13 protein-coding genes and 1 pseudogene are annotated in these 13,819 nt (G+C 62.6%); 9 read left to right on the top strand and 5 right to left on the bottom strand.

Features of this window, described 5'->3' with window-relative positions:
- Positions 1-13: 13 nt before the first annotated feature.
- The 3 genes from FQ705_RS03735 to FQ705_RS03725 all read right to left on the bottom strand — a co-directional run bounded on the left by FQ705_RS03735 (position 14) and on the right by FQ705_RS03725 (position 2,457).
- Complete coding sequence (locus tag FQ705_RS03735; RefSeq protein WP_144138075.1) at positions 14-739, bottom strand: DsbC family protein; 726 nt, start codon at positions 737-739, stop codon at positions 14-16.
- Between the two features lie 120 nt (positions 740-859).
- Positions 860-2,032 carry a UbiH/UbiF family hydroxylase gene (locus FQ705_RS03730; RefSeq protein WP_144138074.1) on the bottom strand — a complete coding sequence of 391 codons (1,173 nt, stop codon included), beginning with the start codon at positions 2,030-2,032 and terminating at the stop codon, positions 860-862.
- Positions 2,033-2,097: 65 nt separating this feature from the next.
- On the bottom strand, positions 2,098-2,457 hold the full coding sequence (locus FQ705_RS03725; RefSeq protein ID WP_144138073.1) for a hypothetical protein: 360 nt from the start codon (positions 2,455-2,457) through the stop codon (positions 2,098-2,100).
- Positions 2,458-2,748: 291 nt separating this feature from the next.
- Between FQ705_RS03725 and ychF the strand changes: the two genes are divergently transcribed.
- Both ychF and FQ705_RS03715 read left to right on the top strand, forming a co-directional pair.
- Entirely contained in the window at positions 2,749-3,843 is a 1,095-nt protein-coding gene (gene ychF, locus FQ705_RS03720; RefSeq protein WP_144138072.1) for a redox-regulated ATPase YchF, read from the top strand.
- Positions 3,844-3,953: 110 nt separating this feature from the next.
- A complete protein-coding gene (locus FQ705_RS03715) occupies positions 3,954-4,304 on the top strand; it encodes a nucleotide pyrophosphohydrolase (protein ID WP_144138071.1) in 351 nt (116 codons plus the stop codon).
- Here the strand turns inward: FQ705_RS03715 and FQ705_RS03710 are convergent, their stop codons facing one another.
- A complete protein-coding gene (locus FQ705_RS03710) occupies positions 4,305-5,279 on the bottom strand; it encodes a glycerophosphodiester phosphodiesterase family protein (protein ID WP_144138070.1) in 975 nt (324 codons plus the stop codon).
- A gap of 303 nt (positions 5,280-5,582) precedes the next feature.
- On the opposite strand from FQ705_RS03710, the gene ugpB reads away from it, so the two are divergent.
- The 7 genes and pseudogenes from ugpB (at position 5,583) to FQ705_RS03675 (ending at position 13,129) form a co-directional block, all read left to right on the top strand.
- The gene (ugpB, locus tag FQ705_RS03705) at positions 5,583-6,908 is read left to right on the top strand and encodes a sn-glycerol-3-phosphate ABC transporter substrate-binding protein UgpB (RefSeq protein WP_144138069.1); all 1,326 of its coding nucleotides are present in this window, start codon (positions 5,583-5,585) and stop codon (positions 6,906-6,908) included.
- A gap of 112 nt (positions 6,909-7,020) precedes the next feature.
- Positions 7,021-7,905 (top strand): sn-glycerol-3-phosphate ABC transporter permease UgpA, encoded by an 885-nt coding sequence (gene ugpA, locus FQ705_RS03700; protein ID WP_144138068.1) that lies wholly within the window; start codon positions 7,021-7,023, stop codon positions 7,903-7,905.
- Entirely contained in the window at positions 7,902-8,747 is an 846-nt protein-coding gene (ugpE, locus tag FQ705_RS03695) for a sn-glycerol-3-phosphate ABC transporter permease UgpE (RefSeq protein WP_144138067.1), read from the top strand. Before ugpA ends, ugpE begins: the two co-directional genes overlap by 4 nt.
- A gap of 93 nt (positions 8,748-8,840) precedes the next feature.
- Positions 8,841-9,929 carry a sn-glycerol-3-phosphate import ATP-binding protein UgpC gene (locus FQ705_RS03690; protein ID WP_144138066.1) on the top strand — a complete coding sequence of 363 codons (1,089 nt, stop codon included), beginning with the start codon at positions 8,841-8,843 and terminating at the stop codon, positions 9,927-9,929.
- Positions 9,930-9,983, top strand: a pseudogene (locus tag FQ705_RS34880) (DUF3761 domain-containing protein); the annotation flags it as partial.
- Positions 9,984-10,215: 232 nt separating this feature from the next.
- Complete coding sequence (gene ettA, locus FQ705_RS03680) at positions 10,216-11,880, top strand: energy-dependent translational throttle protein EttA (RefSeq protein ID WP_144138065.1); 1,665 nt, start codon at positions 10,216-10,218, stop codon at positions 11,878-11,880.
- A 127-nt stretch (positions 11,881-12,007) separates the two neighbouring features.
- Entirely contained in the window at positions 12,008-13,129 is a 1,122-nt protein-coding gene (locus FQ705_RS03675; protein WP_144138064.1) for a DUF748 domain-containing protein, read from the top strand.
- Positions 13,130-13,183: 54 nt separating this feature from the next.
- Here FQ705_RS03675 and FQ705_RS03670 read toward each other — a convergent pair whose 3' ends face one another.
- Entirely contained in the window at positions 13,184-13,807 is a 624-nt protein-coding gene (locus FQ705_RS03670) for an HAD family hydrolase (RefSeq protein WP_144138063.1), read from the bottom strand.
- Positions 13,808-13,819: the final 12 nt, after the last annotated feature.

The raw sequence follows: 13,819 nt of genomic DNA, 5'->3' as shown, positions 1-13,819 counted from the left end.
TCTATGCTGCGGCTCAGTGAACCGCGGACATTTCCTTGTCCAGACGGTCTGCCGGCACGGCGCCCGGCAGACGGCGGCCGTCGGCGAGGAACACCGTGGGCGTGCCGTCGACGTTCATGGCGTGGCCGAGCGCGAGGTTCTTGTCGATCGCGGCGGTATCGCACGTGCCGGCGGCGGTGGGCGCCTGGTGATCCTGCATCCACGATTCCCAGGCCTTGGCGCGGTCCGTCGAGCACCAGATCGACTTCGACTTGACTGTCGAATCGGGCGACAGCACCGGATACAGGAAGGTGTAGACCGTCACGTTGTCGATCGACTTGAGCGAGGTTTCGAGTTGCTTGCAGTAAGGGCAGTTCGGGTCCGAGAAAACGGCGATCTTACGCGCGCCGTTGCCCTTCACGACCTTCACCGCGTTCGCGAACGGCAGGCTCGCGAAGTCGATGCGGTTGGTGTCCGACAGACGCGCTTCGGTCAGATTCTTGCGCGTCTTCGCGTCGACCAGGTCGCCTAGCAGCAGGTATTCGCCGTTGGCGTCGCTATAAATGATCTGCTGCCCGAGGTTGATTTCGTAAAGGCCGGCGATCGGCGACTTCGTCACGCTCTTGATGGTCACGTCGCCGAGGCGCGTTTGCAAGGTGGCTTTGAGTTTGTCGGTGGTCTGGTCGGCCTGTGCCGAGCAGCCGATCGTGACAGCGGCGATCGCGAGCGCGGCGGCCGCCATGCGGAAGGTCTTTTTCATGCTGAATTCCTGGGTTCGATCGCGCGCAGGGCGCGTGTTACGACGTTTCGGGTCTGACCGGAACGGCGCTTATCCGTTCATGATACTCGTCTCGCCAGGCGCGACGGGTCGGGCCGTGCCTTAACCTAGCGCGGCCGACACCAGCCAGCGCTTGATGAACGGCTGCGCGCCCACAAAGGCCATGCCGGTATTGCGCAGCGCACTGGCGAGCGGACCGGGAACGGAGAAAAGTTTCTGCAAACCGTCGGTGGCGATCATCAGCGCGCGGATATCTTCGCGACGGGCGCGTTCGTAACGACGCAGCAGCACCATGTCGCCGAGATCGCGGAACGCTTCCTTGCCGGCGACGGTTTCGGCGAGCGCCGCGACGTCGCGCAGACCCAGGTTCATGCCTTGACCCGCCAGCGGATGAATCAGGTGCGCAGCATCGCCGACCAGCGCGACGCGCGGCGCGACCAGCTTGTCCACCGTCTGCAGCGCGAGCGGGAAACCTTGAGCGGGCGTCACGCAGTCGAGCGCGCCGAACTGGCCGCCCGTCACGCGTTCGACTTCCGCTGCGAGTTGCGCCGGGTCGAGCGCCAACAGTTGTTCAGCGTGCTCGGTGCGTGCCGACCAGACCAGCGAAACGTGGCCGTCCGGCATCGGCAGGAGCGCGACGATCTCGCCGTCCTTGAACCATTGGTAGGCCGTCTCGCTGTGCGGCTTCCCGGCCTTGAAATTGGCGACGACGCCGGTTTGCTTATAGTCGCGCCGATTCATCTTCGAGCCGATCTGCGCGCGCACCCACGAATGCGCGCCGTCCGCGCCGACCACCAGATCGGCCGCGATCACGTTGCCGTTGGCGAGCCCGACGCTGGCGCTATCCGCAGTGAAATCCAAAGCCTGAGCGCGCGTATCGATCCAGGTGAGATTCGGCTGGAAGCGCAGCGCGGCATCCAGCGCGCGTTCGATCACCGACGACTCGACGATCCACGCCAGCTGCGGCGCGGCCGCCTGAAACGCGGAGAAATGCAGTTCGGCGTGGGCGTCGCCGTAGACCCGCATGTCGTAGACCGGTCCGAGTTGCGACAGATCGAGCGCCTGCCAGACCCGCAAACGCTCGAGCAGCGCCTGCGAACTCGACGACAACGCGTAGACCCGCGAGTCGGAGGTGGCGCCGGCGGGCAAGGCCGCGCAAGGCTGCGCGAGCAGCGCGACGCGCAGCCCGCCTTGCGTCAGCGCGAGCGCCGCAGTCTTGCCGACGAGGCCCCCGCCGATCACGGCGGCATCAAAAGTCTGGTGATGTGCGTTCATCCGCGCATTATAGCTGCGGGGGTTGCAGGGGACGGATCGCCGCGTGCGGCAATTCGGCCTGAAAACTACTGTGTGCTGGCCGCGTGCGCGGCATGGGTCTCGCGCAGTCGCAGGAATTCGCCGTCCGATGAGAGGAGTTGCCAGGCGCTCGTCACCAGTTCGGCTTTACGGTCGCGTTGATCGCCGCGCACCATGCAGTCCGGAAAAACGCGGTCGTAGACGTGATATAGCGACGGAAAGTCGTTGGTGTCGGCAAATTGGGCGATGTGGCGTTTGTCGTCCAGCGTGAGGTGATTTTCCATGCAGTTCACTGTCTGACGATCGGTGCCGGCCTGCGCGTCATCGTAGTTCGGCGCCAGCCACGCGACTGCCACGCCACCGACCAAAGCAACACCCAACACCACGCCCAGCCATTTTTTTGCCATTTCTGTCTCCCCGGAAAGGGCTCTAACGGCCCCAGACCCGCATCTTACGATGTTCTGACGAATTAAATCGCGGCGACGGCGGTCGGCGGCGGCTGCGGGAAGCCGATCCGAACGGGTTACAATTGCGCTTTCCGTGACAAAACTCGCCCAGACTCGCCGAGGCTACGCCCCGCTTCTGGTGTCTTGTCCCGCTCCGCTGCGACTCCTTTGCCACGCCCAACGCGAAGGCTCCGAATCCTGTACACAGCGTCGAGCGCATCACGCAACTTACTGAATCACTGAAGGATTTCCATGAGCCTCAAATGCGGCATCGTCGGCCTGCCTAACGTCGGCAAGTCCACTCTGTTCAATGCGCTGACCAAGGCCGGCATCGCCGCCGAAAACTACCCGTTCTGCACGATCGAGCCGAACGTCGGTATCGTCGAAGTGCCGGACGCGCGTTTGAAGGCGCTCGCCGAGATCGTCAAGCCGGAGCGCATCCTGCCGGCCGTGGTGGAATTCGTCGACATCGCCGGTCTGGTGGCGGGCGCGAGCAAGGGCGAAGGGCTCGGCAACCAGTTTCTCGCGAACATCCGCGAAACCGATGCGATCACGCACGTGGTGCGCTGCTTCGAAGACGACAACGTGATTCACGTCGCGAACAAGGTCGATCCGCTGTCGGATATCGAAGTAATCAACACCGAACTGGCGCTGGCCGACCTCGCCACGGTCGAAAAGGCGCTGTCGCGTTACTCAAAGGCCGCCAAGTCGGGTAACGACAAGGAAGCGATCAAGAACGCCGCCGTGCTGGAAAAGGTCCGCGCACAACTCGACCAGGCCAAGCCGGTCCGCGCGCTGGATCTGACGGACGAAGAAAAGGCGACGCTCAAGCCGTTCTGCCTGATCACCGCCAAGCCGACCATGTATGTGGCGAACGTCAAGGACGACGGTTTCGAGAACAACCCGCATCTCGACGCAGTCACGAAATTCGCGGCGGCGGAAAACGCGCCGGTGGTGGCCGTGTGCGCGGCGATCGAAGCGGAAATCGCCGACCTCGACGAAGCCGACATGCAAGTGTTCCTGTCCGACATGGGCATGGAAGAGCCGGGCCTGAACCGCGTGATCCGCGCGGCGTTCAAGCTGCTGGGCCTGCAAACCTACTTCACGGCCGGTGTGAAGGAAGTGCGCGCATGGACGATCCATATTGGCGACACCGCTCCGCAAGCAGCGGGCGCGATCCACACCGACTTCGAGCGCGGCTTCATTCGCGCGCAGACGATTGCCTTCAACGACTACATCACCTACAAGGGTGAACAAGGCGCGAAGGAAGCCGGCAAAATGCGCGCGGAAGGCAAGGAATACGTCGTGCACGACGGCGACGTGATGAACTTCCTGTTCAACGTTTAAGAAATCTGCGATCAAGTCGGATCCATTGCGATCTGACAGACCCTTAAAGCCCGTTAATAGCGGGCTTTTTCGTTTTCAGACGAGCGACGCGACAGACGGAGAGCCGAGCCATGACAACCAGCGATCTGCTTAAACAGGTGCTAGCTTTTCGCGACGCACGCGATTGGAAGCAGTTTCACACGCTCCGCAATCTGATCGTATCGACCAGCATCGAGGCCGGCGAATTGCTGGAGACGATCCAGTGGAAAACGGACGCCGAAGTCGACGACCTGTTGCTCGATCCGAAGCGCAAGAAGCATCTGGAACATGAGTGCGCGGATGTGCTCATCTATCTCATGTTGGTCGCTCATACGGCGGGCTTCGACCTGGTCGAGGCGGCCAAAGAAAAAGTCGCGCTGAACGAAGAACGTTATCCCGTGGAAAAGTCCAAGGGGACCGCGACCAAATATTCCGAGCTTTGATTAGCGCAAGCCTTGAGCATCGGGTCGCGGACACTTCAGCGGCATCGTCACTCCAGTGCGCACGGCTACCATTTTCAAAGGCGAATCCGCCAGCACTGCGTCGATGCCGAGACAGGCGGCCGTCCGGTAGTCGTCGGCATCGTTCACCGCAATGGCGACGATATGCACATCGGGCTTCTGCCTGAAGCAGGCCACGGTTGCCGGCGTCCACAACGTAGCCTGCACTTCCGTTTGCCCTTCTCCCAAGGTGAACTTCTCGACCACCGTCAACGCGCGATGCAATTCGAACGCGGTCAACGCGTGTTCCGATGGCGCATCGACGCAACCTTGATTCAGCAAGACCCTCACGAGCCGCCCGCGTGTCGCGTCGCGCGATTCGAACAATCCGGCTTGCGGGTAAGCAGCAAAACTCTGCTGATACTCCGCCTCGGTCGAATAGATCGACACCCGCGACCACGCTTTTTCCTCATCCAGCACATGGGCGACGGCCTGCGTCTGCGCCTCGGCCGGCAGCGCCTTCATGTCGAGGATGACAGGCATGCCCAGCGGAATCGCACGTAACGCGTCGCGCAGCGTCGGAATGCCGAGCGGCTGGGCGCGATAGGGATAAGCGCCGTCACGCAGAAAGCTCCAGCCGGCATTCATGCGCGCGAGTTCCGAAACCGTGTATGCGGACACCGGCCCGTGTGCGTCGGTCAACGCCGACAGATCGGCTGGCCGGTAAAGAACCGGCACGCCGTCTTTGCTCAACTGCACCGAGAGCCACATTACGTCGGCATGGTGTGCGATCGATAGGCGAATCGCCTCGAGCGTGTTTTCCGGCGCGTCGCCCGTGCCGCCGCGGTGCGCGATTATTTTCGGCAGAGACGTGACGCTGGTGACCTCTCGATCCGGCGCCGGAGGCGCGAACGAACATGCCGCCACAACAAGTGCGAGGACCACACCGCCTACCAACGAACGTATTGAAGCCAGCATCTGGAATCCTGATTGAGAGCGACCGTGACGCGGCGCGTGCGCAGCCTTTACAAAGCGTTCTACGTGCTGCCCATCATGCCCAGGCGCAGGCCACAGCGTCCAGTCAACCTGCCGTCGCCTGGACTTCGCGCAACTTCGGGCTCTAGGACGCCCAATGTTTCCGTTTCGTGACAGCCGATGTTAAATTGCGGCTTCCGGCGCCATGAAAACGATTCAAGCCGACCGGCGACCGACGCCGGACTGTCATCGAACACAACTAGAATCGCGCGATTCACATTTGCGCCCGACATTGGAGACACATCGATGAGTTGCAAGCCGCTATTCCGTTCGCTTTCCGTAGCCGCCGTGTTGAGCTTCGGCCTCAGTCAGGCCGCCCACGCCGCCACGGAAATCCAGTTCTGGCACGGCATGGAAGCCGCGCTGGGCGAACGCCTGAACGACATCGCGAACGCGTTCAACGCATCGCAAAGCGACTACAAGATCGTGCCGGTATTCAAAGGCACCTACGACCAGACACTCGCCGCCGGCATCGCCGCGTATCGCGCGGGCAATGCGCCGGCCATCCTGCAGGTCTATGAAGTCGGCACCGCCACGATGATGCAGGCGAAGAAAGCCGTGATCCCAGTCTCGGACGTGTTCAGGCAAGCGGGCGTGCCGCTCGATGAAAAAGCCTTCGTGCCGACTATCGCCAGCTATTACAGCGACGCGAAGACCAACGAACTGGTCTCGATGCCGTTCAATAGCTCGACGCCGGTGCTGTACTACAACAAGGACGCCTTCAGGAAGGCCGGCCTCGACCCGAACCAGCCGCCCAGGACATGGGCCGAATTGCAGGTCGACGCGCAAAAGCTCAAGGCTTCGGGGATGGCGTGCGGCTATTCGTCGGGCTGGCAGAGCTGGATTCAACTCGAGAACTACAGCGCGTGGCATGGCGCACCGTTCGCGTCGAAAAACAACGGCTTCGATGGCGCCGATGCCGTGCTCGAATTCAACAAGCCCCTGCAGGTCGCGCACATCCAGTTCCTGCAGAACATGCAGAAGGAAGGCACGTTCACCTATGTCGGCCGCAAGGACGAACCGGTGTCGAAGTTCTATAGCGGCGACTGCGGCATCATCACCAATTCGTCGGGCTCGCTGGCCACCATCAAGAAGTATGCGAAGTTCAATTTCGGCACCGGCATGATGCCGTACGACGCCAGCGTGAAGGGCGCGCCGCAGAACGCGATCATCGGTGGCGCGAGCCTGTGGGTGTTGTCGGGCAAAGACCCGGCCGTCTACAAGGGCGTGGCGAAATTCCTCGCGTATCTGTCGTCGGCGCCGGTGGCAGCGAAGTGGCACCAGGATACCGGCTATCTGCCGGTCACGACGGCCGCGTACCAACTGACGCAGCAGCAAGGCTTCTACGAGAAGAATCCGGGCAGCGACACCGCCATCAAGCAGATGCTCAACAAGCCGCCGCTGCCGTACACGAAGGGCTTGCGTCTGGGCAACATGCCGCAGATCCGCACGGTGATCGACGAAGAACTGGAACAGGTTTGGGCAGGCAAGAAGACGCCGCAAGAGGCGCTCGACTCGTCGGTGGCGCGTGGCAATGAATTGCTGCGCCGCTTCGAAAAAGCCGGCAGCTAAGGCGGCAACGCAATCGGTGACTCAGGCCGGCAGCCTCGCGTTCGCCGGCCTGGGTTTCGGTGCACCCTCCGCACCGAAACCGCAGTTGCAGTCAACACCTTGGGATTCTTCGATGCAAAAGCGCTCCAGCTTCGGCACCAGCCTACTGCCCTACCTGCTCGTCGCGCCGCAACTCGCGATCACGCTGCTGTTCTTCCTCTGGCCGGCTGGTGAAGCGCTGTGGCAATCCACGCAAAGCCAGGATGCGTTCGGCACATCGAGCGAATTCGTGGGATTGGCCAACTTCAAGCAGCTTTTCGCCGATCCGCTTTATCTGTCTTCATTCACCACTACGCTGATCTTCTGCGCACTGGTGACGGTGTCGGGCCTCGTGATCTCGCTGCTGCTCGCGGTCTGCGCCGATCGTGTGACGCGCGGCGCGAAGGTCTATCAAACGCTCCTGATCTGGCCGTACGCGGTGGCGCCCGCCATCGCCGCCGTGTTGTGGACGTTCCTGTTCAATCCGAGCATCGGTCTGATCACCTACGCGCTCGCAAAAAACGGCATCGTGTGGAATCACGCGCTGAACGCCGGTCAGGCGATGTTTCTGGTGGTGCTTGCGTCGGTCTGGAAACAGGTCAGCTATAACTTCCTGTTTTTCTACGCCGGCCTGCAGGCGATTCCGCGCTCGCTGATCGAAGCCGCGGCCATCGACGGCGCCGGCCCGGTGCGGCGCTTTTTCGGCATCGCCCTGCCGCTGCTGTCGCCGACCAGCTTCTTTCTGCTGGTGATCAACATCACCTACGCGTTCTTCGACACCTTCCCGGTGATCGACGCCGCGACCGGCGGCGGCCCCGCACAAGCCACCCGCACGCTGATCTACAAGATTTTCGCCGAAGGCTTTCAGGGACTCGACATCGGCAGTTCGGGCGCGCAGTCGGTGGTGCTGATGGTGATCGTCGTCGCGTTGACGGTCGTGCAATTCCGCTTCATCGAACGCAGGGTTCAATACTCATGATCGAGAACCGTCGCGGTTTCGACCTCTTCTGCCACGCGGTGCTGATCCTCGGCGTCGTGATCGTGGTGTTCCCCGTGTATGTCGCGTTCTGCGCGGCGACCATGAGCGAGCAGGAGGTTTTCAGCGTGCCGCTGTCGCTCGTGCCGAGCACGCATCTGTTCGAGAACATCGCAACGGTCTGGTCGCACGGCAGCGGCAACGCAGCCGCGCCGTTCGGCCGCATGCTGTTCAACAGCCTCGTGATGGCGCTGGTGATTTCGATCGGCAAGATCGCTGTGTCGATGATCTCCGCCTACGCGATCGTGTTTTTCCGTTTTCCGTTTCGCAATCTGGCGTTCTGGCTGATTTTCATCACGCTGATGTTGCCGGTAGAAGTGCGCATCTTCCCGACCGTACAAGTCGTCTCGTCGATGCATCTGGGCAACACGTATAGCGGTCTGACGCTGCCGCTGATCGCCTCGGCCACCGCCACCTTCCTGTTTCGCCAGTTTTTCATGACGCTACCGGACGAGTTGATGGAAGCCGCGCGCATCGACGGTGCGGGCGCGATGCGTTTCTTCTGGGACATCGTCTTGCCGCTGTCCAGGACGAACATGGCCGCGCTTTTCGTCATCACGTTTATCTACGGCTGGAATCAATACTTGTGGCCGATCCTGATCACGAGCCAGCAATCGCTCACCACGGCCGTGGTCGGCATCAAGAGCATGATCGCCTCGGGCGACACCGCCACCGAATGGCATCTCGTGATGACCGCAACGCTGCTCGCCATGCTGCCGCCGCTCGCAGTCGTGCTGACGATGCAGCGCTGGTTCGTGCGCGGCCTCGTGGATGCTGAAAAGTGAGCGGCGCAAAAGCTCGCGGCGGTCATCGCCAGGCAACGGAACAAACACACACCGCGCGCGACGCGGCAAGCAACGACGAAAGGCTAAAACGGCATGGCTGCACTGACTCTGCAAGGCGTTAAAAAAACCTACGACGGCAAACAGTTCGTGTTGCACGGCATCGACGTGGACGTCGCCGACGGCGAGTTCGTCGTGATGGTGGGGCCGTCCGGCTGCGGCAAATCCACCTTGCTGCGGATGGTGGCGGGCCTCGAACGCATCTCCGCAGGCAGCATTTCGATCGCCGGCAAGGTGGTCAACGAGTTGGAGCCGAAGGACCGCAACATCGCGATGGTGTTCCAGAACTACGCGCTCTATCCGCATATGAGCGTGGCCGAGAATATGGGCTACGCGTTGAAAATCGCGGGCGTCGACCGGGCGCAGATCACGCAGCGCGTGCAGGGCGCCGCGCAGATTCTCGAACTCGAACCGCTGTTGCAACGCAAACCGCGCGAGTTGTCGGGCGGCCAGCGGCAACGCGTGGCGATGGGCCGCGCGATCGTGCGCGAGCCGGCCGTATTTCTGTTCGACGAACCGTTGTCGAATCTCGATGCGCGTCTGCGCGTGCAGATGCGGCTCGAAATCCAGCGTCTGCATGCGCGGCTCGCCACCACGAGCCTGTACGTGACGCACGACCAGATCGAAGCGATGACGCTCGCGCAACGCGTGATCGTGATGAACAAGGGCCATGCCGAGCAGATCGGTGCGCCGACCGATGTCTACGAACGGCCGGCCACGGTGTTCGTGGCGAGCTTCATCGGCTCGCCGGGGATGAATCTGCTGGACGGGCGCGTATCGGACGACGGCGCCGTGTTCGAAGTGGCCGGCAACGGTCCGACGCTGCCGCTGACGGGTGCGGTGTCGATTGGCCGCGAAGTCGCGGCCGGACGCGAATGGACCCTGGGCATCCGGCCCGAGCACATGACGCCCGGTCTTGCGGATGCGTCGCACGCCACGCTCACCGTCGATTCCTGCGAACTGCTCGGCGCGGACAACCTCGCGCACGGCCGCTGGGGCAAACACGACGTCACGGTGCGGCTGCCGCATGCGCATCGGCCCAAAGCGGGCGAGGCGCTGCAAGTGGCACTGCCCGCGCAGCATCTGCACTTCTTCGATCCGGCGACGGGAAGACGGGTGAACTGAGAACATCGCAGCGGCACCTGCTCCCGCCACGGCGGCGTCGCCGAATGGCTCTGAGCCCCCGGTGAGCCCTGGCCGAACGGACAGCCACTGCCGTTCCGCCGCCCTGCCGAAGTACAATGCCATCTGAAGAACCCGCCCGTGCGCGGGGCGTCGTCGCGTCCGATACCGCGCCCGATGCCGCGCCGGCCGGTGCCGGGCGCGCTACCCGGCCACAACACCGATTACCCATCCACCCACGCGTTGGCCGCATCGAGCGGCCGGCGTCGTCAACGTCTATTGCAAGCAAATGGCCCAATACGTCTTCACCATGAACCGGGTCGGCAAGATCGTGCCGCCCAAGCGTCAAATCCTGAAGGACATCTCGCTGTCGTTTTTCCCCGGCGCGAAGATCGGTCTGCTCGGCCTGAACGGCTCGGGCAAGTCGACGCTGATCCGCATCATGGCCGGTGTGGATAAAGACATCGAAGGCGAAGCCACGCCGATGCCGAACCTGAACATCGGCTACCTGCCGCAGGAACCGCAACTCGATCCGAACAAGACGGTGCGCGAAGCCGTCGAGGAAGGTCTCGGCGACGTGTTCAACGCGCAAAAGAAGCTCGACGAAATCTACGCGGCCTACGCCGAAGAGGACGCCGACTTCGACGCGCTCGCCGCCGAGCAGGCCAAGTACGAAGCCATCCTCGCGACGACCGATGGCAGCGCCGAGCAGCAGATCGAAATCGCCGCCGACGCGCTGCGCCTGCCGGCGTGGGACGCCAAAATCGAGAATCTGTCGGGCGGTGAAAAGCGCCGCGTCGCACTGTGCAAGCTGCTGCTCGAAAAGCCGGACATGCTGCTGCTCGACGAGCCGACCAACCACCTGGACGCGGAATCGGTCGACTGGCTCGAGCAGTTCCTCACGCGCTTCCCGGGCACCGTGGTCGCCGTCACCCACGACCGCTACTTCCTCGACAACGCCGCCGAGTGGATTCTCGAACTCGACCGCGGCCACGGCATTCCGTGGAAGGGCAACTACAGCAGCTGGCTTGACCAGAAGGAAGAGCGCCTGAAGCAGGAAGAGTCGTCGGAATCGGCGCGTCAGAAGGCGATCAAGAAGGAACTGGAGTGGGTTCGCCAGAACCCGAAGGGCCGTCAGGCGAAGTCGAAGGCGCGTATCGCCCGCTTCGAGGAACTGAATAGCCAGGACTACCAGAAGCGCAACGAAACATCGGAAATCTTCATCCCGGTCGGCGACCGCCTCGGCAATGAAGTGATCGAGTTCAAGAACGTCAGCAAGTCGTACGGCGACCGTCTGCTGCTCGACGACGTCAGCTTCAAGATCCCGGCGGGCGCGATCGTCGGCATCATCGGCCCGAACGGCGCCGGTAAGTCGACGCTGTTCCGCATGCTGACCGGCCGCGAACAGCCGGATTCGGGCGAGATCGTGCAAGGCCCGACCGTCAAGCTCGCCTACGTGGACCAGAGCCGCGACGCGCTGGACGGCTCGAAGACCGTGTTCGAGGAAATCTCCGGCGGTGCGGACGTGCTGACGGTCGGCAAGTATGAAACGCCGTCGCGCGCGTACATCGGTCGCTTCAACTTCAAGGGCGGCGATCAGCAGAAGACGGTCGGCAACCTGTCGGGCGGCGAACGCGGGCGCCTGCATCTGGCCAAGACGTTGATCGCGGGCGGCAACGTGCTGCTGCTGGACGAACCGTCGAACGACCTCGACGTGGAAACGCTGCGCGCGCTGGAAGATGCGTTGCTCGAATTCGCGGGCTCGGTGATGGTGATCTCGCACGATCGCTGGTTCCTCGACCGGATCGCAACTCACATCCTGGCGTTCGAAGGCGATTCGCAAATCACGTTCTTCGACGGCAACTACCAGGAATACGAAGCGGACAAGCGCGCTCGCCTGGGCGAAGAAGCGGCGCGTCCGAAGCGTCTGCGTTACAAGCCGATCGCGCGATAAGACTGCGGCTTGCTCGCCTGCCCGTCGAAAGATGGGCAGGCCTTTCGTGCACGCATTGTGCGCAAGGCCAGTGAGAATAGGCCGACCATAGCCACGCCGCGCACAACGCGGTGACGAGGAGGCAAGCATGGCGATGTCGAAGGGCAAGCGCTGGACCATTGCCGTGGGCGGCGTCGTGCTGCTGCTGATCGTCGTCGCGCTCGGCGTGCTGCAGTTCGCGCAGCGCGAAATCAAGGCACGCGTCGTCGCGGCGCTCGGCCCCCTGGGCACCGCCGACAGCATCGACGTCGGCCTCACCTCGGTTCATCTCACCAACGTTCTGCTCAAGGCACCGCCCGATTGGCCGGCGGGCGATCCACTGCGCGCGGACGAAATCACGCTCACACCGGATATCCGCGATCTGATTGCGCGGCGCATCCATATCCGCAGCGTGGTGGTGCGCGGCTTCGACATGGCCGTGCTACGGACCAAAGACGGCTCGGTCAATCTGCTGCCGAACCTGCGCGAATCGGTCAACCAGGCCGATGCGCCAGCGAGCGGCGCTGCCGCGCCCACGCCACGCGAAAAGCTGATCGATCGCATCAGCTTCGAGCAGGGCAATTTTCATTTCTACGATATGACCGTCGGGCCGCCACCATTCAAGGTGACGGTCAGCAACGCCAACGCGACGGTCGAACACTTGCATTTGCCCGAACTCAGCGAGCCGACCAACCTGAACCTCACCGGTTCGATCAAGGGTCCAGCCCACACCGGCACCGTCTCGTTCAGCGGCTGGATCAAGATCGCCAGCCGGGATTCCCAAACCAGCAGCAAGCTGCATGGCATCGATATCGTGATGCTCGACCCTTATCTGTTGAAAAAGGCCGGCGCGAAGGCGCAGATAACAGGCGGCACGGTCGATCTGACCGTGGACTCGACGGTGCAAAACTATCAGTTGCACGCGCCGGGCACGGTGACGATCCACAATCTGCAAATCGCCGATAGCAATAACCCGCTCGACACGTTCATGTCGATTCCGACCAAGGCGGCGATCGCCGCGCTCAAGACGCACAACGGCGATATCACGCTGCATTTCGAGCTGGATGGGAATTTGCGCGACCCGAAATTCTCGGTGCGGGAAGGTCTGATGAAGCGGCTCGGCGCCGGGTTCGCGAAGTCGCTGGGCGTGAGCGTGGAAGGCGTGGCGAAGGGCGCGGGCGAAACAGTGAAGGGTCTCGGCAATGCGTTGAAGAATCTGCTGGGGCAATAGCGCGCCGCCGCTTCGTTCAACCGTGCACGGCGCTTCAACGAACTCGGCTAGCGCTTAAACCGGCAATCCCAGTTCGCGCAGTTTTGCTTCCGTTTGTGCAGCGCTAGTGTGATGCACCGCATGCCAGCCGAGCGCCGTTGCGGCCTCGATGTTCTTCAGGTTGTCGTCGATGAAAACCAGTTCGCCAGACGCGATGCCGGGCAATTGCGCCTCGATCCGCTCGCGCATTGCCGCGTAGATTGCCGGATCGGGTTTAGCCAGCCCCACCCGCCCCGACACGACGATGTCGCGAAACCGCCGCAGCACCGGGTAATGCTCCCACGCATACGGAAAGGTTTCCGCCGACCAGTTCGTCAGCCCGAAGAGCGGCACGCCGGCCGCCTCGAGCTTTTCCATGATCGCCACGCCCTCTTGCAGCACGCCCGCCACCATCTCGTGCCAGCGTTCGTAGAAAGCGCGGATTAGCGCTTCGTGATCGGGAAATTTCGCGATCAGTTCGGCGGTGGCCTCGGCGATCGGCTGGCCACCGTCTTGCCGGATCACCCAATCCATCGAGCAGACGTGCGTCAGAAACCAGCGGCGCTCGGTTTCGTCAGGGATCAACTGGCGATACAGATACTCGGGGCTCCAGTCGATCAGCACCCCGCCGAAATCGAACACCACTGCCTTGATACCCATGCACTCTCCGTC

It is taken from the genome of Paraburkholderia sp. BCC1884, from assembly GCF_900996225.1.
Classification (GTDB): domain Bacteria; phylum Pseudomonadota; class Gammaproteobacteria; order Burkholderiales; family Burkholderiaceae; genus Paraburkholderia.
The sequence above is the reverse complement of the archived record's forward strand: the minus strand, read 5'-3'. Positions and strand labels throughout refer to the sequence as shown.